General features: G+C 49.3%; 17 protein-coding genes. All 17 read left to right on the plus strand.

Translation table 11 applies throughout. The annotated features are described in order from the left end of the window. Nucleotides 1-16 precede the first annotated feature (16 nt). Nucleotides 17-898, plus strand: a complete 882-nt coding sequence (locus LI015_RS12980; RefSeq protein ID WP_054354100.1) for an ROK family protein — start codon at nucleotides 17-19, stop codon at nucleotides 896-898. A gap of 229 nt (nucleotides 899-1,127) precedes the next feature. Beyond that, entirely contained in the window at nucleotides 1,128-1,625 is a 498-nt protein-coding gene (locus tag LI015_RS12985; protein ID WP_002568112.1) for a QueT transporter family protein, read from the plus strand. A gap of 282 nt (nucleotides 1,626-1,907) precedes the next feature. Then, nucleotides 1,908-3,293: a UDP-N-acetylmuramate--L-alanine ligase gene (murC, locus tag LI015_RS12990; RefSeq protein ID WP_002568111.1), complete on the plus strand. Its 1,386-nt coding sequence runs from the start codon at nucleotides 1,908-1,910 to the stop codon at nucleotides 3,291-3,293. Between the two features lie 262 nt (nucleotides 3,294-3,555). After that, nucleotides 3,556-4,782 (plus strand): DnaD domain protein, encoded by a 1,227-nt coding sequence (locus LI015_RS12995; RefSeq protein WP_227125303.1) that lies wholly within the window; start codon nucleotides 3,556-3,558, stop codon nucleotides 4,780-4,782. Between the two features lie 21 nt (nucleotides 4,783-4,803). Continuing rightward, nucleotides 4,804-5,784 (plus strand): ATP-binding protein, encoded by a 981-nt coding sequence (locus tag LI015_RS13000; protein ID WP_002570170.1) that lies wholly within the window; start codon nucleotides 4,804-4,806, stop codon nucleotides 5,782-5,784. Between the two features lie 120 nt (nucleotides 5,785-5,904). After that, entirely contained in the window at nucleotides 5,905-7,074 is a 1,170-nt protein-coding gene (locus tag LI015_RS13005) for a ribose-phosphate pyrophosphokinase (RefSeq protein WP_002568108.1), read from the plus strand. 136 nt (nucleotides 7,075-7,210) lie between these two features. Further along, on the plus strand, nucleotides 7,211-8,260 hold the full coding sequence (locus tag LI015_RS13010; protein ID WP_227125305.1) for an acyltransferase family protein: 1,050 nt from the start codon (nucleotides 7,211-7,213) through the stop codon (nucleotides 8,258-8,260). A 219-nt stretch (nucleotides 8,261-8,479) separates the two neighbouring features. Continuing rightward, nucleotides 8,480-8,617 (plus strand): hypothetical protein, encoded by a 138-nt coding sequence (locus LI015_RS13015; RefSeq protein ID WP_227125307.1) that lies wholly within the window; start codon nucleotides 8,480-8,482, stop codon nucleotides 8,615-8,617. Nucleotides 8,618-8,733: 116 nt separating this feature from the next. Further along, nucleotides 8,734-9,870 carry a recombinase RecA gene (recA, locus tag LI015_RS13020; RefSeq protein WP_002568106.1) on the plus strand — a complete coding sequence of 379 codons (1,137 nt, stop codon included), beginning with the start codon at nucleotides 8,734-8,736 and terminating at the stop codon, nucleotides 9,868-9,870. After that, nucleotides 9,867-10,484, plus strand: coding sequence for a regulatory protein RecX (locus LI015_RS13025; protein ID WP_227125309.1), 618 nt, complete (start codon nucleotides 9,867-9,869; stop codon nucleotides 10,482-10,484). Before recA ends, LI015_RS13025 begins: the two co-directional genes overlap by 4 nt. 134 nt (nucleotides 10,485-10,618) lie before the next feature. After that, the gene (gene rny, locus LI015_RS13030) at nucleotides 10,619-12,169 is read left to right on the plus strand and encodes a ribonuclease Y (RefSeq protein WP_002568104.1); all 1,551 of its coding nucleotides are present in this window, start codon (nucleotides 10,619-10,621) and stop codon (nucleotides 12,167-12,169) included. Nucleotides 12,170-12,452: 283 nt separating this feature from the next. Further along, nucleotides 12,453-12,917, plus strand: a complete 465-nt coding sequence (locus LI015_RS13035; protein WP_002568103.1) for a VOC family protein — start codon at nucleotides 12,453-12,455, stop codon at nucleotides 12,915-12,917. Nucleotides 12,918-12,997: 80 nt separating this feature from the next. Continuing rightward, entirely contained in the window at nucleotides 12,998-13,720 is a 723-nt protein-coding gene (locus LI015_RS13040; protein WP_227125311.1) for a DUF5131 family protein, read from the plus strand. Nucleotides 13,721-13,938: 218 nt separating this feature from the next. Then, nucleotides 13,939-15,213 carry an ABC transporter substrate-binding protein gene (locus tag LI015_RS13045; protein ID WP_227125313.1) on the plus strand — a complete coding sequence of 425 codons (1,275 nt, stop codon included), beginning with the start codon at nucleotides 13,939-13,941 and terminating at the stop codon, nucleotides 15,211-15,213. After that, nucleotides 15,213-18,551, plus strand: a complete 3,339-nt coding sequence (locus LI015_RS13050) for a response regulator (protein WP_227125315.1) — start codon at nucleotides 15,213-15,215, stop codon at nucleotides 18,549-18,551. Before LI015_RS13045 ends, LI015_RS13050 begins: the two co-directional genes overlap by 1 nt. A 4-nt stretch (nucleotides 18,552-18,555) precedes the next feature. After that, nucleotides 18,556-19,959: a GntR family transcriptional regulator gene (locus tag LI015_RS13055; RefSeq protein WP_002568099.1), complete on the plus strand. Its 1,404-nt coding sequence runs from the start codon at nucleotides 18,556-18,558 to the stop codon at nucleotides 19,957-19,959. A 22-nt stretch (nucleotides 19,960-19,981) separates the two neighbouring features. After that, nucleotides 19,982-20,896, plus strand: coding sequence for an AraC family transcriptional regulator (locus LI015_RS13060; RefSeq protein WP_002568098.1), 915 nt, complete (start codon nucleotides 19,982-19,984; stop codon nucleotides 20,894-20,896). The last annotated feature ends 70 nt before the right edge of the window (nucleotides 20,897-20,966 follow it).

A 20,966-nucleotide genomic window follows, 5' to 3' on the forward strand; every position in this document is an offset into this window, starting at 1 on the left:
ATTTCAGGAGGAAGGTATGAAAACAGTTGGATTTGATATCGGGGGTACGCAGCTTCGGGCAGCTATATTTGACGAGGCAAGAAATATGACTGACAGCTATCGGACTGAAAATGATAAGGGGATAACAGCTGCCTTTAATATGGATAAGCTTATTGATTTTATTCTTAGTAAACCATACCAGTATAAGCGGATTGTAATAGGGTGCCCCGGAACTATGGATATAAGGTTAGGTAAACTTTTATGCCCGCCAAATCTGATTGGCTGGGATGGATTTGAGATTGTAAAGTATGTGGAGGAACGGACGGGGATATGCACTACATTAAATAATGATGCTAATTTGGCTGGATTAGCAGAAGCAAGGGCGGGGGCAGGAGCTGGCTATGAATCTGTGGTGTTTATGGGAATATCCACGGGAATTGGAGGGGCATATGTGTATCAGGATAAACTGGTGATTGGAGCGAACTCCAATGCGGCTGAATTTTGGAATATGGTAGTGAATGACGACAGTTATTGCCATAAAAATGCCAATGCGGGTTCATTGAATGAGCAAAGCAGCGGAAGCGGTCTTCAGAGGATTGCATCGGAAACGTATGGGAGACAAATGTCAACATCAGAATTGTTTGAGAGATACCGAAGACTGGATGTGAGGGCCTTAAAGATTATAGAGGATGCTGCGGAAAAACTGGCAAAAGGTATTGGCAATATTACATGTACGATTGATCCGGATATCATAATTATTGGAGGGTCGGTAGCACTGCACAATCCGGATTTTGTAGAGAAAATATTTGAAAAGGCAAAACGTTATGTACTCTGTCCGGAAAACTTAAAAGTAAAATTTGCAGCCTTTGGTGATGATGCCGGGTTAATTGGGGCAGCTTTACTGGCAGAGGAAGGATAGCCAGATTAATAGCCAGGTTACTCTTAAATAAGTCTTGAAAATCATGGCGCCTGATGTTATACTTTATCAGTTGGCGGGATTGTAAAAACAGCGCAGACACCTGTCACCTGCAATCCCATTAACAGCAATAAGGCCGTGAAAACCCGGCACTTCCAGGGATTTCACAACAAACGACCGGTGTGTTCGAGACCTTCCACACCTAAAACAAAACTAAAGGAGACAACAGAATATGAGACAAAACAACAGGAAACTGTACGGACTGGCCCAGGGGGCCATGATTGCAGCCATCTATGTGGCGCTTACCATGGTATTTGCTCCAATCAGCTTCGGCCCGGTCCAGTTCAGAATCGCGGAGGCCCTTTGTATACTGCCGTTCTTTACGCCGGCAGCTGTGCCCGGACTATTCGCAGGATGCCTGCTTTCCAACCTGCTCTGCGGGGCCATGCCGCTGGACGTGGTATTCGGAAGCCTGGCCACGTTAATTGGCGCAGCCGGTTCATGGTATCTGAGAAAGCATAAATGGTGCGTGTGCATTCCTCCAATTATGGCTAACACCATTATCATTCCATGGGTGTTAAGATATGCCTATGGTTCTGAGGATATGATTCTTTTGGCAATGGTGACAGTGGGTATCGGAGAGATTCTGGCAATCGGCGTGCTGGGCAATGCGCTGCTGATTACACTTGAGCGGTATAAGAACCTGGTTTTCAGGCAGCAGGCAGCATAATCGCTGTCAGGAGATAAGGAGATAAACATAGGAATCAATCAGGAGAGGAGCGGAACATGGCGCCTCTCCTTTTTAATGTGCAAAAACGCTTTGGATAGAGGGTGAGCAGGCTCAAGCCGCGGTCAAAGCGCATATCCTATATCAGGTCTGTCAAGGAGGAGTGCCGGGGAGCCGGTATTTCTCCATTTTTCATATAGCTTTTCAGGTTTTTTTTGATATAATAAGGAAGAGATATTTTTGTGCAGGAAAATGTATGACAGGCACAGGGAAGGATTATTGATTATGTATCAGATAGATTTTAATAAACCAGAACATGTACACTTTATCGGGATCGGAGGCATCAGCATGAGCGGCCTGGCGGAAATCCTTTTGGATGAGGGATTTTCCATATCCGGCTCCGATTCCCATGAGACAGCTCTTACAGAGCATCTTGAAACGAAGGGAGCAAGGGTATATTACGGACAGAGGGCGGCCAATATTGAGAGGGAGCCGGGAATCAGCGTAGTGGTGTACACGGCAGCCATCCATGAAGATAACCCGGAGTTCAGAGCGGCCAGGGATCAAGGGCTTCCCATGCTTTCCAGGGCAGAGCTTTTAGGGGAGCTGATGCGCAATTACAAAGAAGCCATAGCTATTTCAGGAACCCATGGCAAGACCACAACCACGTCCATGCTCACGGATATTCTCCTGGCAGGCGATCTGGATCCCACCATCTCCGTGGGAGGTATTTTAAAGGACATAGGAGGCAACATCCGTGTGGGCGGTCCTGATTTGTTTGTGACAGAAGCCTGTGAATATACCAACAGTTTCCTGTCCTTTTATCCCACCATGGAGGTTATACTGAATGTTGAGGAGGACCATCTGGACTTCTTTAAGGATATTGAGGACATACGCCATTCCTTCCGTTTGTTTGCCGAGAAGCTTCCCGCAAAAGGACTTTTGGTGGTGAACAGCGGAATCGAGAAGGTGGAGGAAATCACCAGGGGACTTAGGTGCAGGGTGGTTACCTTCGGAAAGGATCTTTCCAGTACCTACACGGCCCGTAACATAACATATGACGGGTTTGCCAGGCCATCCTATGACCTGGTAGTCCAGGGAGAGACAGTGACCCGCATCACCCTTGGCGTCACGGGAGAGCACAATGTATATAATTCCCTGGCAGCCATTGCCATCGCACTGGAGCTGGGGGTCGGATTTGACGCCATTATGTCGGGGCTGGGGAGATTTACTGGCACGGACAGACGGTTTGAGAAAAAGGGAGAGGTGGCAGGTGTTACGGTCATTGACGACTATGCCCATCACCCACAGGAGATAAAGGCAACCCTGGCGGCGGCCAGGAATTATCCCCACAGGAAGCTGTGGTGTGTGTTCCAGCCCCATACTTATACCAGAACCAGGGCGTTTCTGGACCAGTTTGCGGAAGCTCTGTCCGCTGCGGATGAAGTGGTTCTGGCTGATATTTATGCAGCCCGGGAGACAGATACCCTGGGGGTCAGCTCCCGGGATGTGGCGGACCGGATTGAGAAGCTGGGCACGAAGGCCCATTATATTCCGTCCTTTGACGAGATTGAAACATTTATTTTGGAAAATTGTATGAACGGCGATTTGTTGATAACTATGGGGGCCGGAGACATTGTAAAAGTAGGAGAAAAGCTGTTAGGACAATAGTTATCCACATTATCCACATAGTTTTCAACATTTTATGTAAAGAAACTATGTGGATTTTTTGATTAACATAAAAAAATGTCGCACGATTTAAAAAATCTTGGATTTATACGGTAAAAATGGAGTTTTATGAAGAACGGGGACAGTTATGTCCACCATTTTTCCACATTATCCACATTATCCACAACAAAGAGTGTGCAAAACCGCGCCTATTTTCTTTTGGCAGTGGATGTGTTATGATAGAATGAAGCAAGGAGTGGTAGGGATGGGTGGAAATATGAAGGATAGATGGAGTGTTCCGGTCACGGCTGTGGCCAATGAATTCATTGATACATATATGGCTGCTGCCAACGGCGAATATGTGAAGGTGTACCTCTATGTGCTCCGTCATCAGGGGGAGGATATCACCATAGAGTTGATTGCGGATGCCTTAAACCATACGGAGTCAGATGTTCGCAGAGCCCTCTCCTATTGGAAGAAGGCGGGAGTGCTGGCTGCCTCTGAACAGGGACAGCCGGTTCAGGGTGAACCGGTCCGCCCGGAGTCAGGAGGCCATACCTTTACCCGTGGGCAGGATGGGGGACAGGCAGCGGTCCCTGATTTGCGGGTTGAGCCGTTTCAGCGGGAAACCGGGACCGCAGGGCGTGCAGAGGTACGGGGCATGACAGGCATGCGGGAACCGGCCGTTGTTCAGGAGCCGGCCGTTGTCCGGGAGCGCACAGAAACCACGGGCCAGGAGGACGGCTGTATTCCGGTGTATTCCACGGAGCAGGTAAACCGTCTGGCTCAGGACGAGGAGTTTTCCCAGCTTCTCTATATTGCCCAGAAGTACATGAATAAAGTATTTACTCCCAGAGACTGCCAGGTGTTTGCCTATCTGTATGAGGGCTTATCCATGAGCAGCGAGCTCTTGGAGTATCTGGTGGAATACTGTGTGCAGAACGGCCACATATCGGTGCGTTACATGGAGACCGTGGCCATGAGCTGGCATGAGAAGGGAATAAGGACAGCGCTGGAGGCCAAGGATTACAGCGCTTCCTACAACCGTGATTCCTTTGCGGTTATGAAGGCATTTGGCATCAATAACAGGAAGCCGGCTGCACCGGAGCAGAAGCTGATGGACAAATGGTTCAGGGACTATGGATTTTCCAGGGAAGTGGTATTGGAAGCGTGCAGCAGGACTATTACGGCCATCCACAACCCCAGCTTCCAGTATGCGGACAAGATTTTGTCAGACTGGCAGAAGGCCGGCGTCCGGGGCCTGGCTGATATAAAGGACCTGGACGCAAAGCGCACGGCTGCCAGGGAGGAGAGCGGTGAATCCAGGGAGAAGAGGCTGCAGAAGTATGACTCCGGCGTCTCGTCAGCCAGGCAGGGCTCAGGAGCCAGGAAGAATTCATCCAACCAGTTTCATAATTTCAAGCAGAGGGATACTGACTATGATGCTCTGGTCTTAAAGCAGGTAAAGGAGTGGGTGGGGCAGCAGCCCTAATACACATAAGGAGAGTGAACCATGGCACTGAGCAATTCCCAGTATGACGCAATCATGAGGGAGTATGGAAGGCAGCAGATCGAAAACCACCACAAACTGGAGGAGCGGCGCCAAGAGATTTATGCCAGGCTGCCGGTAGTAAGGCAGCTGGAAGCGGAAATCGCAGAGCGTTCCGTGGCGTGCGCCAAAAAGCTGCTGGAAGGGGATAAGAGTGTCCTGGACAGGCTGAAGGAAGACCTTAAGGATCTGCGGGAGCAGAAGTCGCTTATTATCAGGGCTGCGGGCTATCCTGACGATTACCTGGAGCTTCATTACCGCTGTCCGGACTGTAGGGATACGGGACTGATAGACGGCCGTAAGTGCCATTGTTTCCTTCAGGCCCAGATGAAGCTGCTCCATGCCCAGTCCAATCTGGAGGATGTTCTGGAGCGGGAGAATTTTAATGCCCTGAGTTATGAGTACTACGATGATACGGAGATACTTCCCCAGCTGGGTATTACCAATGCGGCCTACATGCGCCGGGTAGTGGCGGGATGCAGGGAGTTTGTCCGTGACTTTGATAAGAAACATGATAATCTCCTGTTTACAGGAAGCACTGGTGTGGGAAAGACATTTCTCACCAACTGTATTGCAAGGGAGCTGATGGATGATTTCCATTCTGTCATCTATCTGACAGCCAGCGATCTCTTTGATGTATTTTCCAGGAATAAATTTGATTATGATAATGCGGAGGACATGAAGGACATGTACCGGTTTATCCTGGACTGTGATCTTCTCATCATTGATGATCTGGGAACGGAGTTAAACAACAGCTTTACTTCCTCCCAGCTGTTTTACTGCATCAATGAGCGGATGAACATGAGCCGTTCCACCATCATATCCACCAACCTGACCCTGGCCCGGCTCAGGGATTCCTATACAGACCGTGTTACATCCAGGATTATGAGCGGATACAGGATTATCCCATTATATGGAGGAGATATCAGACTGTTAAAAAAGTAACGTATAATTAGGGCATTTCTGGGGTACAAGGGCCTTGACGAACCATGGAGAATGATGGTATAAAAGTATATGCCGGTCCGGGTAAGAAGGCCTCCGGCAAAAAACAGGAGGATGTTAACCATGTTATATGAGGAGAAAATCATTGAAACCATTCCCGTGGGTCCGTTGGGACTGATTCCGTTAAAGAGCTGTACGGAGTTGGGCGATAAGGTGAATGCCTATCTGGTGGACTGGAGACGGGAGAGGGAAAGCGAGCACAAGTCTACCATCGCATTTTCCGGATATCAGAGAGATTCCTACATCATCAATGCCGTAACCCCCAGGTTTGGCACGGGAGAGGGCAAGGGACTTGTGACAGAGTCCATAAGGGGCGACGACTTATATATCATGGTAGATATATGCAACTACAGTCTGACCTATTCCCTGTTCGGTATGACCAACCATATGTCACCGGACGACCATTTTCAGGATTTGAAGCGTGTGATTGCAGCGGCAGCAGGCAAGGCCCACAGGATTAATGTGATTATGCCGTTTTTATATGAGAGCCGCCAGCACAGGCGTTCCGGGAGGGAATCCCTGGACTGCGCCCTGGCGCTCAAGGAACTGGTGAATATGGGAGTGGAGAATATCATTACCTTTGATGCCCACGACCCCAGGGTCCAGAACGCCATTCCTTTACGGGGCTTTGAGACAGTTCAGCCCATCTACCAGTTCTTAAAATATCTTTTAAAGAATGAGACAGATTTGCAGATTGACAGCAGCCATATGATGGTCATCAGTCCGGATGAGGGCGGCACGGGAAGAGCCGTGTATTTTGCCAACATGCTGGGGCTGGACATGGGTATGTTCTATAAGCGCCGCGATTACACGAAAATCGTGGGCGGCCGCAACCCCATCGTGGCCCATGAGTTCCTGGGAGCCAGCGTGGAGGGGAAGGATGTGCTCATCATCGACGACATGATTTCCTCTGGTGAGAGTGTCATGGATGTGGCCAAGGAGCTGAAGCGCAGGAAAGCCAGGAAGGTTTTTGTGTGCGCTACGTTTGGTCTGTTTACAGGGGGACTTACAAAGTTTGACGAGTATTATGATAAGGGAATCATTGACCGGATACTGACCACGAACCTGGTATATCAGACTCCGGATCTTCTTGAGAGACCTTACTATATTAATGTGGATATGAGCAAATATATTGCCCTCATTATCGACAACCTTAATCATGACGCATCCCTGAGCGATTTGCTGACGCCTACCAAGCGGATCAACCGGCTGCTGGCTCAGTACCGCAGTTAACAGGAACGCAATGTAAAGAATAAAAGGCCGTTTTCCTAGATCTGCCTGCCGGGGCATGCTGCGGCGCTTAAGGCAGGTCATGGGGCGGCCTTTTTGGATTTCCGACATTTGTGATGGGACAGGGGGAAGATGCTATATGGAAGAAAAACAGTTCCGCGACAAGATTTACTGGCTTACATTCCTGTTCAGCCTGCTTGTGGTGTGGGTGCACTCTTTTAATGGGGAGCTGTTTATGGGGACCCCGGAGGCTGCCCTTAAGGTTGCAGGGATAGAGCGCATACTGGGAGAGAGACTGGGACAGATAGCGGTGCCGGGATTTTTCATGGTGTCCTCCTATCTGTTTTTTCGCGGTTTTTGCTGGGAAAAGCTCATTCCAAAGTGGCGTTCCAGGATAAGAAGCCTGGTACTACCCTATCTTTTGTGGAATTTTCTTTACTATATTGGGTATGTGGCGGCCACCCGCCTGCCGGGCCTGTCCGGAGTGGTGGGAAAGACGCCCATACCCTTTAACGGGACCCAGCTTTTTGACGCCCTTGTGTGCTATTCCTATAACCCGGTGTTCTGGTATCTGTTCCAGCTGATTCTTCTGGTGGCGCTGGCACCCCTGGTTTACACTGTGATGCGGGGAAATTTAACGGGCGCCGCCGCCCTGGGAATCATGGCCTTTGGCCTTTGGAAGAACTGGGCCATGCCCCTTCTTAATCTGGATGCCCTGTTTTATTTCTGCGCAGCTGCCTGGGCGAGCCTTCACAGGGATACCTGGGGAAGGGGAATAGAGGAAAGAACTGGGGTCCGGAAGAATATGACGGCAGGAGCCATTCTTTTGACTGCCATGGGACTTCTTCTGTACCTGGGCCGTTTCGGAGGACTGTTGTGGGAGCGTCCGCTTTACACCGTATGTTGGAGGCTGTGGGGAGTCTGCGGAGCTGTCCTGGCTGTAAAGGCAGCGGACCTTCCTGATGCCAGGGAGTGGATGAAGCATAATTTCTTCCTGTATGCCATTCATTTTGCCTGGGTAAGGTTTATCAACAAGGCAGCCGCGGCTGCTTTTCCGGGAAGCGCGGTCATTGCCCTGTCTGCATTCATCCTGATGCCCGTCCTCATGACGGCGGTCAGCGCCCTGATTGGCGGCGCTATGAGACGGTTCGTACCCAATGTTTATTATATGCTGTCAGGAGGAAGGTAAGCCGGCGCCCGGCGGGGAAGTCCCGGCCGGGCAGCGTGTCCGGAGGAAATCCTTGCAATCACCATGATTCTATGATATTCTGATACTACTTCCACGGCATTTCTTGCCGTGATGGCTTTGGCACTGCGTTTTTGTGCGCAGGCGTTGGGGTGCGTGCACAGGCACCTGTAAGGGGCGTTTCGCCCGGAATTCACATTGTATGACAGACAGGAAAACGGTATGGAAGCAGTATGGCAGCGGTATGGAAGCAGTATGGCAGCAGTATGGCAGATGTATGAAAGCAGTATGAAAGAAGCAGGGAGGTACTGTGGAAACCATCCGGCAGCGGCGCAGGATAGCGTTATGGCCGTCATATGAAACCAGCGTAAAAAAGGGGCGTGGCGGGAAAATAGAGGTTGACATTTTAGGGGAACTATACTATTATTGTAACTATTAGAGAACATTTGTTCGCATGGAAGGCATTGGAGGATACTATGGCCAGAGAAGAGAAGAGTAATGTAATCAACCGCGATATGAATAAAGACGAGAAGTTAAAGGCATTAGACGCTGCCCTGACCCAGATTGAGAAGGCATACGGAAAAGGATCCGTCATGAAGCTGGGGGATTCCAGAGCAAATATGAATATTGAGACAGTGCCCACCGGCTCCATCAGCCTGGATATAGCCCTGGGATTGGGCGGAGTTCCCAAGGGCAGGATTGTAGAGGTATATGGACCTGAGTCTTCCGGTAAGACCACGGTCGCCCTGCACATGGTGGCAGAGGTGCAGAAGCGCGGGGGCATTGCAGGCTTCATTGACGCAGAGCATGCCCTGGATCCTGTATATGCCAGGAACATAGGAGTGGATATTGATAACCTGTATATCTCCCAGCCGGATAACGGCGAGCAGGCTCTGGAGATTACCGAGACCATGGTGCGTTCCGGTGCCGTGGACATCGTGATTGTGGACTCCGTGGCCGCTCTGGTTCCCAAGGCTGAGATTGACGGCGAGATGGGAGATTCCCATGTGGGTCTTCAGGCCAGGCTTATGTCACAGGCTCTGAGGAAGCTGACCGCTGTTATCAGCAAGTCCAACTGTATTGTCATCTTCATCAACCAGCTGCGTGAGAAGGTGGGTGTCATGTTTGGCAATCCGGAGACTACCACAGGCGGACGTGCTCTGAAGTTCTATGCATCCGTGCGCCTGGATGTCCGCAGGATAGAGACCTTAAAGCAGGGCGGAGAGGTCACAGGAAACCGTGTCAGGGTAAAGGTAGTGAAGAATAAGATTGCGCCTCCTTTTAAGGAAGCTGAATTCGATATCATGTTTGGCAGGGGCATTTCCAAGGAAGGCGATATCCTGGACCTGGCTGTTAAGGAGAACATCATTGAGAAGAGCGGCGCCTGGTTTGCCTATAACGGTTCCAAGATTGGCCAGGGACGTGAGAATTCCAAGCAGTACCTGTCTGATAACCCCGCTGTCTGCGCCGAGGTGGAGGCCAAGGTAAGGGCAAAGTATGAACTGCCCGGAGCAGAGGAAGCCATGGAGGCAGCCGAGGCCTTTAAGACAGCCGCTAAACAGGCGGAAACTAAAACAGGGGAAACTGATGCGGATGCCCCTGAACTGGTATGATGGTCACAGCTGTCATCCCTGTAGATAAGAGAAAGAGCAAAGTCTTCCTGGAGGAAGGCTTTGCCTTTGTTTTATACAGGGGTGAGGTGGAACGGTACAGGATAGAGGAAGGCAGGAAGCTGGAAGATGAGGTGTATGAGGAAATCCTCAGGGATGTACTGCGGCCAAGGTCCAAGGAGTATGCCCTTCATTTATTAAAGGATTCAGGAAAAACAGAGAAGTGGATGAAGGAAAAACTTGGGAAGGCAGGATATCCCAGAGAGGCAGTGGAGTATGCTGTAAATTTTCTGAAGGAATACCGTTTTCTGGATGATAACGCTTATGCCCAGAGCTATGTGCGCTCCTATGCAGGGAAAAAGAGCCGACGCCAGATGGTATATGAGATGCAGCAAAAGGGCGTGGATTCGTCTTATATAGAGGAAGCGCTGGACCAGTCGCCTGTGGACGAGGAGGAATCAGCCAGGCAGGCTCTGACCAGGCGGCTTAAGGGAAAACAGGAAGCCTCCTACCAGGAAAAAGGCCGTCTGGCGGCCTTTTTAGGGAGGAAAGGATACTCTTTTGAAGTGATAAACAGGGTATTGAGAGAGATTAAAACCGCTGAAAACCAGGATTAGGCCCTGTTGTAATTTGTCTATATTGTCTGTCTCTGCGGGAAAATAAGGGGAAGATACTTGACATAATTCTGAAAAAAGTATAAAATTAATATGTTGTAGTTCGTACAATGAAAATTAAATAAGGAGGTGCTCCTGTGTCACAGATAATGGTCCCCATAATGATTATCGTTATGATAGTTGTGGCTATTATTACTTGGTTTGCTGCACGCAATTACGAGAGGAAGCAGTATGACAGCAAGGTAGGAAGTGCAGAAGAAAAATCAAGGGAAATAATAGATGAAGCATTAAAAACCGCAGAGACAAAGAAGCGAGAAGCTCTCCTGGAAGCCAAGGAAGAATCTTTAAAGACGAAAAATGAGTTAGAGAAGGAAACCAAGGAAAGAAGAGCGGAACTTCAACGTTATGAAAAACGTGTATTAAGCAAGGAAGAAAACGTTGAAAAAAAGGCAGATGCCCTTGAAAAGAAGGAGGCGGACCTGGTCAGAAGGGAAAACATTCTCAGTAAACGTACTGCAGAAGTGGAAGCCCAGTATGAGCAGGGGATACAGGAACTGGAGCGGATATCCGGTCTAACCTCCGAACAGGCAAAAGAATATCTTTTAAAATCTGTTGAAGAAGATGTAAAACATGACACAGCTAAATTAATTAAGGAACTTGAAAACAAGGCAAAGGAAGAAGCTGACAAAAAGGCCAGGGATTTAGTGGTGACTGCTATTCAGCGGTGCGCTGCAGACCATGTGGCTGAGACAACGGTTTCTGTTGTACAGCTTCCTAACGACGAGATGAAAGGCCGCATCATCGGACGAGAGGGACGTAATATCCGTACCCTTGAGACTCTTACCGGTGTGGAACTGATTATCGACGATACCCCGGAAGCAGTAGTATTGTCTGGATTTGATCCAATACGTAGAGAAGTTGCTAGAATAGCATTGGAGCGTTTGATTGTGGACGGACGTATTCATCCGGCCAGAATCGAGGAGATGGTAGAGAAGGCACAGAAGGAAGTGGAGAACAACATGAGGGAAGAGGGCGAGGCAGCCTGTCTTGAAGTTGGCATCCACGGAATTCATCCGGAATTAGTTAAGTTACTTGGTAAAATGAAGTTCAGGACCAGCTATGGCCAGAATGCATTAAAGCATTCTATCGAGGTGGCCCAGCTGTCAGGACTTTTGGCGTCAGAACTTGGAGTGGATGTACGTTTAGCCAAACGTGCCGGTTTATTACATGACATTGGTAAATCCGTTGACCATGACATGGAAGGTACCCATGTCCAGCTAGGTGCAGACCTGTGTAAGAAGTATAAGGAATCTGCCACTGTGCTGAATGCGGTGGAATCCCATCATGGCGATGTTGAACCTACCAGCCTCATTTCCTGCATTGTACAGGCAGCCGATACCATATCTGCTGCAAGACCTGGTGCAAGGCGTGAGACTCTGGAGACATATACAAACAGATTGAAACAATTAGAAGATATAACCAATTCCTTTAAGGGAGTGGACAAGTCTTTTGCCATTCAGGCAGGCCGCGAGGTTCGTATCATGGTAGTTCCGGAACAGATCAGCGATGACGATATGATATTGCTGGCAAGAGATGTTTCCAAACGGATTGAGGACGAACTGGAATATCCGGGACAGATTAAGGTAAATGTAATTCGTGAGTCAAGAGTTACGGATTACGCGAAGTAATCATTAAGAAGTGTAGATAAATGCCCTAAAAACCGTAAGAATGCAGTATTCATTCATGCGGTTTTAGGGCATTTTTTTATTCGGGCGTTCAGGCCCGGGATACGCTTCTGGTGAAACGGGAATGAAACTGGTAAAAGACAGCAATAGACTGGCGGGCAGCCATGAATATGACACACAGTTGTCATATTAACTGTGTTATCATTAGGCGGAATGTTCTTGATGGCGGCAGCCATGACAACCGTGAGCATTTTCAGCCCTTATCCTAAAACGGAGGTAACTTTGAATGAAATATGAAGGTGTATGTATTGCTGTGAAGGATGTGAATCTTTCAAAAAAATTTTATCAGGATCTATTTGATCTGGAGGTATTTCAAGATTATGGTATAAACGTCTCATTTGGCGGACTGTCTTTACAGCAGGAATTTGACTGGCTGACAGGTGTCCCTAAAGAAAGTATATTGGAAAAGGCACACAATATGGAGCTGTATTTTGAGGAGGATGATTTTGACGGCTTTATAGATAGATTAGGACAGCGCAATGACATTCAATACATAGGTGATGGCGTAAAAGAAGCCGGATGGGGACAGCGCACAGTGCGTTTTTATGATTTGGACGGCCACATCATTGAAGTTGGAGAGAACATGAAAATGGTTGTGAGGCGGTTTATCCATTCCGGGATGTCCATGGAGGAGACTTCCAGACGAATGGATGTCTCTGTATCTGATTTGGAAAAACTGCTGCAGAGCTGAATCAATCCCTGGGGGAGTGTATCATGCCATTAAGCGTATGCGGCCCCTGGTCCAAAAAGACATTCACGGAAGGAGGTTCTATGAACTGGGAACCATGGACAGGCTGTTATAAAGCCAGTGACGGATGTACATATTGTTATTTTTATGGGCCTTATGCAAAACGGTACGGTCAAAACATCATAGAGAAGACAGACAAATTTGATTGGCCTGTCAGGAGGAATGCAAAGGGACAGTACAACATTAAAGGAAACAAAATTCTCGCAACCTGCTTTGCAACTGACTTTTTCCTTCCTGAGGCAGATGAATGGCGTAAAGAAGTTTGGGCCATGATCAGGGAGAGGACAGATATTGATTTTTTGATTCTGACAAAGCGTATTGACCGTTTCCTTGTATCGCTTCCGCCGGATTGGGGAACCGGCTATGATAATGTGAATATTGGCTGTACTGTTGAAAACCAGAAAATGGCCGATTACAGACTTCCTCTATTCTTATCCTATCCCATAAAACGGCGTTTTATTGCCTGCGCCCCGCTTTTGGAGGCCATGGATCTGACGCCATATCTTCATGGAGTGGACCATGTTACAGTTGGCGGTGAAACAGGACGCGACGCCCGGGTGTGTGACTATGACTGGGTACTGGACATCCGTGAACAATGTGTAAAAGCAAACAAAACATTTTGGTTTAAAAATACAGGCTCATTTTTCAGATGCAATGGCGCGGTGGAGAAAATTAATCCGTTTAAGCAGACCGGCCTGGCGAAAGAGCTTGGAATAGATATTTCAGATGGAAAAAGGCTGTTTTGACAGAAACAGCCCCATAAACCAGGGCATGTTCGTTAAACTGCATTTGTATCATAAGGAGGGCAGGGGGTAACGCAGGATATTGTGCGTTATCCTCTGTTTTGCGTTCTGCCACGGAGAAAAAAAGATTGTACCGTACTGTGTATCATGCTAAAATATATGTGGACAGAGTAGGACAGAGGTCATTTGCCGGTTTGACGGATTCAAAGAGAGGATATGGTATGGGTAGAAGGATGGTGGGGCTGTACGCAGTGTTTTTGGCAAGCGCCCTTATGCTGGGGGGCTGCGGCACTGGGAATAAGGTTGTTAATTTCGAGATTCCCAATGAGAATGTTACCACAATCACTTTTTTCGGAAATAAATATGAGCCGGAAAACGTGACGGTTATAGAGGAAATCCTGTCGGATTTCATGAAGGAGAATCCTGGCATCCGGGTATCCTATGAAAGCCTTAAGGGAAATGAATACTATGAAGCCCTGGGAAAGCGTTTTGACGCGGGAAAGGGTGACGATGTATTCATGGTGAACCACGATATTCTGCTGGAAATGCAGTCCAGAGGACAGCTTATGGATTTATCCGGCCTTAAAACCATTCAGGACTACAGTGACCGTATGCTCCGGCAGATGGATGAGCATGGAAAGATTTACTGGGTTCCAACCACTGTGTCAGGTTTTGGACTTTACTGTAATAAGAAGCTGCTGAAGGAACATAAGCAGAAGCTGCCGGAGAACCTTCAGGAGTGGAGGCAGGTATGCAGTTATTTTAAGGAGCAGGGCATTACCCCTGTTATTGCCAATAATGATATATCCCTTAAGACCCTGGCAATTGGCCGGAGTTTTTATTCGGCGTATCAGGAAAACCGGGAAGATGAGATGTTCAGACACCTGAATGAAGGGAAAGAAGAGCTGAGTTTCTGCATGACCCCCGGTTTTTCTCTGGTTAAGGAGTTTATTGACAATGGCTATGTGGATGCAGGGAAAGCACTGGAGACTCGGAAAACCTCGGATGATTTGGAGGAATTTGTAAAGGGGGAATCACCTTTCATGCTGACCGGGGCATGGGCAGCAGGCCGGGTGGAAGGGATGGACCCTGATTTTGATTTTGTGGTGGCGCCTTATCCTGTGCTGGAGGACGGCGGACTGGTAGTGATCAATGCGGATACCAGGCTGAGCGTCAATAGGGCCAGTGAACATATAGATGAAGCCCTGGCCTTTGTGGAATTTTTTACGCGGTCTGAAAACATACAGAAGTTTGCGGACCAGCAGTCTTCCTTTAGCCCCTTAAGGGAGGGGATTCCATCGTCTGTAAAAGAGATACAGCCCATTGTCTCCTGTTACCAGTCCGGAAGGACTGTCATAGGGACGGATGCGCTTCTGGAATTTCCTATATGGGAACTGACAGCCAGGGCATCAGAACGTCTGATGAAAGGGGAAGAACTGGAAGATACCATGAAATGGATGGACCAGGAGGCCGCTGGGAGAAGGGGAGGATGGTAATGGATAAGAACAGTACCAGCATAAAGAAGAAGATTGCCATGGCGGCTGTTTTGGTGGGCGCTGTGCTCAGCATTCTGACTTTCTTATTCATCCATGAGGTGAAGGAGGAGCTGTGGAAGCAGTCTGTCCAGACCATTATAGAGAGCACCCAGCAGGGCTGTAATACCCTGAAGGTCCAGCTGATGGACGATTACCAGTCCATGGGTACCGTCACGCTGAACCTGAGGGAAATTGCTTCGGGGCAGCGGGAGGAACTGGAACTCCTTATGGATAATTATGCACAGATAGAAAACGGGATCAGTCTGTATCTGCAGGACGGAGTATGTATTCCCTCAGGCTCAGTAATTGACGAAAAGGCGGAAGCTGTGCTGCTGGATACGGACCGGGGCAACGGCATCATTGACCCTCATATCAGCAGCGTAACGGGTGTCAATGTATTTGACCTGTTTATGGGAGTCACACTGAAAGACGGGGTGCGGGGATACCTGGTAAAGGAGTATGAGGTGGATTGTATTGTAGACAGCTTCACCCTGTCCTTTTATAACAATGCCGGCTTCTCCTATGTGGTCAACCAGAAGGGGGATGTGCTGATTCGCTCTCCCCACCCCAACAGCAATAAAACAGTGCAGAATCTGTTTGATATGCTTCCGGAGACCCAAAACAGCCGTGAGAGCCTGGACCAGTTTGCCAGGTCTCTCCAAAGTTCCTATACCGGATGGGCCACCTTTAACTACCAGGGAGAGGCCACCGTATTCTGTTATACGCCTTTAAAGCTCCAATCTGACTGGTATTTGATTTCCATAATTCCCCAGAGCGTGGTAAATGCCCAGACCAATGAGATACTCATGCGTTCCTTTACCCTGATAGGCTGTATCTTACTGGGGATTGCACTGCTTCTGGTATTTTATCTGCGCTATGCCAACAGGACCAACCGGAAATTAAAGAATCAGGCCGTTTACATAAGCCGTCTGTACAATGCGGTGCCGGAAGGAATCGCCCTGATGTCCGTGGAAGCCCCATACGACTTCCTGCTTATGAACCAGGAGGGGCTGAGACTGTTCCGCTGTCAGGAGGGCGCGTCCAATGAAGCAATGAAGGGAAAAAGCCTCCGGGATGTGATACACCAGGAGGACTATGAAAATCTGGTACAGTTGTTTAAGGACACAGCGGACAGCGGCAGAAAGAACATCTTTGAAGTGCGTGTGATTACATTGGATAATGGATTTTTCTGGGCAGCCGGAATCGTGGAGAGGACCCTGGATGAAAACGGAAATCCGGTACTGATTTCCGCTTTTCATGATATCACGGACGAAAAGCTGGCAGAGGAGGCAGCGGAGCGGGAGAAGCTTCAGGAACGCCTTACCCTGGTGGGAGCTATATCCAATGCCTACCCGGTGATTATCAGTCTGAATCTGACCAGGGATTCGCTGAACTTTATCTATGTAAAACCGGGCCTGATGCTGGAGCTTGGGAACCAGGAATCCTACAGCCAGCTCTATGAGTATGTGGCCGCATCCATTCATCCGGAGCACCTGGAGGAATTTTGCCGCCGCTTCTCGGCAGAGAATCTGAATAAGACTCTGGGACAGGAGAAAAATGAGGTGTTTCTGGATGTGAGACAGATGCTTGGAGACGGCAGGTATCACTGGGTTTCTATGCAGATCATTCATGTGGACAATCCCTATTCCGGGGATAAACTGGCAATCCTGATTTCACGCCGTATTGATGAGCAGCGCTATGAGGAGGAACAGAAACGCAGCGCTCTTCAGAGCGCCCTGGACAACGCCAGGGCGGCCAGTGAGGCTAAAAGCCAGTTCCTGTCCAATATGAGCCATGATATCCGCACTCCTATGAATGCAATCGTGGGCATGACGGCTATTGCAAGCACCCGCCTGGATGACAGGGAACGGGTGATGGAATGCCTGAAGAAAATCAGCCTGTCCAGCAAGCATCTCTTAAGCCTGATTAATGATGTGCTGGACATGTCGAAGATTGAAAGCGGGAAACTATCCATACGGGAGGAACCCTTTAACCTGGCAGAACTGGTGACGGAATCCGCGGAGCTGGTGCGTCCGCAGGCAGAGGCCAAACACCTTGAGATGGACGTACATCTGAAGGGGCTGAAAAATGAGGAAGTGGTGGGAGATTCCCTGCGTATCCGCCAGATATATATTAATATCCTGAGCAATGCGGCCAAATACACCCCGGAAGGGGGGAGCGTTCATGTGGAGGTAAGGCAGGAGCAAGGCGCCGGCAGAGGATATGGGCGTTATGTGTTCCGGTGCGCTGATACCGGGATCGGCATGAGCAGTGAATTTATGAGCAAACTGTTCCAGCCCTTTGAGCGGGCCCAGGACTCCACAAACAGCCGGGTAACCGGCACCGGGCTGGGAATGGCTATCACAAAGAATTTGACAGATTTGATGAACGGTGATATCAGAGTAGAAAGCAGGCCCCGGGAAGGCTCTGTGTTTACGGTGGCTCTTCCATTGCAGTTCCAGGATGCAGCGCCTGAGGCGGTGCCTGAGGAATGGGTAGGCATACACTGCCTGATTGTGGATGACGATGAGCAGACTTGTGAAAATGCGTCGGAGCTTTTAGAGGATATGGGACTGCGGCCCCAGTTTGTCACAAAAGGCGCTGAGGCGGTAAGACGGGTACTGGATCTGAAGGATTCAGACGATCCCTTCCGCCTGGTCATTGTGGACTGGAAGATGCCGGATATGGACGGAGTGGAAGTGGCGCGGCGTATCCGGCAGGAGGTGGGAAGAGAAATTCCCGTTATCGTGCTGACCGCATATGACTGGTCGGAGATTGAGGCAGAGGCCAGGGAAGCCGGTGTATCTGCATTTCTGGCAAAGCCCTTTTACCGGTCCAAAATCTGCTATCTGCTCAGCGGGCTGAGCGGAGAAAAGGAACCGGTGCAATGGAGCGGTTTTACGGGCAAATCAGACTTTACAGGCAAACGGGTTCTTCTGGTGGAGGACAATGAGATGAACCGTGAGATTGCGGGAACCCTGATAGAAGAGATGGGGGTGGAGGTGGAGGAAGCCTGTGACGGGGAGGAAGCCCTGGAACGGTTTAAGCAGGTGCCGGAGCACTACTATAACATGATCCTGATGGATGTGCAGATGCCTAAGATGGATGGGTATGAGTCCACAAGGGCCATACGCGCCCTGGAGAGGGAGGATGCGGCCTCCGTACCCATTATAGCCATGACTGCCAATGCATTTGCGGAGGATGTGCAGAATGCCCTTCACGCCGGGATGACAGCGCATTTTGCAAAACCCATTGACGCCAGTGTGCTGGAACAGATGCTATATAAATATTTGAGGTAAAAGAATGAGAGCTGACAGCGGTTTAAACAGGCTGGTGTACGAATATTTTGAGGCCAGGATACTATATGGATATTATAAATATGGAGAGAGCCTTCCGTCCATTAACAAAATTTGTCAGATGTTTCATTTGGCGCAGGCAACTGTAAGAGCCGGCCTGGCTTTGTTGGAAAAAGGAGGATATGTAAGGGTAGATCCGAGAACAGCGCCCGTGGTGGTTTATAAGGCCGGACCCGCCGGGTTCCGGGAAAGTGCAGCCAGATATTTCGTATCCAGGAAAGCCGGGATAGCAGATTGGGTTCTGTCCGGAAAGCTGCTGTTTGAGCCGCTGTGGCGGGAATGCCTTATGAGGTGGAGCGATGAGGATTGGAAACGCTTTTTAGATAATATGAAGCACCTGTCCGTGGAATCTGTATCCATGCCGGCAGCGTTATATATACTGGTGTTCAAGGCGCCGGACAACCGGCTGTTCCTGAATCTTTACTGGGAGACTGTGCGTTATATAAGGTTTGCTTATCTGATGGTCAGAAAAGACCAGGCGGTATTGACGGATCAGGAGCTGGAGGGACTGTCCAGGGAGGAGGTCATTTCACTGCTGGGTCAGACCTTTGAGACGTTGTACGGCCGTATCACAGCGGATTTGCTGTCTTTTATAGCACAGGCACAGGATGAGTTCGATTTGGGGGATATGGAGCAGGTTCCGTTTTACTGGAACATTTACCGTAAACGTCCCCAGATGAGATATACACTTGTGTCCCGCATTCTCAGGGAGATAGAGAGAGGGGATTACCCCCGCGGAACCTACCTGCCATCACTTCCCTGTATGGCACAGCGTTACGAGGTATCGTTTAATACCGTGAGGCGCAGCCTGTCCATACTTGACAGCATGGGGATAACCAGGTCCCTCCAGGGTAAGGGAACCCTGGTCCTGGCTGAAGCGGAAAAGGCGGATCTGGCAAATCCGGAAATCAGGGAAGGCATGAAACTGTATCTTGACAGCCTGCAGCTGATGACGCTGACCATTAAGCCGGTGGTCCAATATACGCTGGAGAATGCACCGGCGGATGCAGTGGAAAAGCTGCAGTACGATGTCCGGCAGCTCGGGAAGAATAGGAATAGTTATAAGATCTTTGAGGTGGTGCTGACATTTATTGCGGAGAACTGCAGGCTGAATCTGGTAAAGGAGTGTTACAATAAGCTGAGGGAACTGATTGTATGGGGGTATCCCATTGCGTTGCTGCGCCTGAGGGAAAGGGAGTTTCATATGGAATATAATGATATGGTGGCTCAGGCCGGCCGGTATCTGGACGAGGGAAATGCGGAGGCATTTTCCGGCAGTGTAAAGGAGTTTATGGGACGGGAATATCAGGAGGTCAGGATATTTCTGGAGAGTGCAGACACCCGGCAATAAGGTCCCGGAACAGGAGGGTAATATGAAGATAATCCGTAAGGTAGAGCTTAAACCGGGGAGCTATGAAGAGGAACTGCCGGGAATCTCGGCGGAATTCCCTTATATTGCCTCTTATGTGGAGTTGGACAAGTATGCGGGAAAACAGTCTCCCTGGCATTGGCACAAAGAGGCGGAGCTGTTTTACATGGAGCAGGGCAGCCTGGAATATGACACGCCTCATGGAAAGGCTGTTTTTACGGCTGGTTCAGGGGGCTTTGTGAATTCAAATGTGCTTCATATGTCCAGGGCAAAGGACGGGGAGGGGTCAGTCGTCTCACTCCTTCATATCTTTAACCCGCTGCTGATCAGCGGACAGAGCGGCAGTATCATTGACCGGAAATACGTTTCGCCCCTTATGACGGCATCCCATGTAGAGATAATCGGGCTGTACCCGGACCAGCCGTCCCATGTACCTGTTTTAGAGACCCTCCGGCAGTCCTTCCGGATATCAGAGGACGACTGCGGCTACGAAATCCGTTTGAGGTCGGTCCTGTCTGAGATATGGTGCGGCCTTCTTGCCATGACAGAGACCATGGAGAAAAGCCCCAAATACAACAGCCGGTCAAACCAGAAGATAAAAATAATGCTGGCGTTCATCCACAAACATTGCGGGGATAAGCTGTCGGTGAAGGAGATTGCGGCATCTGCCTTCATCAGTGAGCGCGAGTGCTTCCGGGTGTTTCGGGACTGCCTGAACATGACTCCGGTAGAGTACGTGACCAGCTTCCGTTTACAGCGGGCATGCTGGATGCTGTCTGAGGGAAACGAACCCATCACCAGCATATGCCATATATGCGGCCTGGGAAGCAGCAGCTACTTCGGCAGGGTATTCCGAAGCAGTATGGGATGCAGTCCGAAAGAGTATCGTCAGAAATGGCAGAATAGTGACACAAGATGACAGAAATTCGATATCTTCAGGGAATATGATACACTATAATGATAGTAGGAAGAAGGGATGGCGCCTTCCT

The sequence above is a fragment of the Enterocloster sp. 210928-DFI.2.20 genome (assembly GCF_020554465.1).
GTDB classification, from domain to species: domain Bacteria; phylum Bacillota; class Clostridia; order Lachnospirales; family Lachnospiraceae; genus Enterocloster; species Enterocloster bolteae.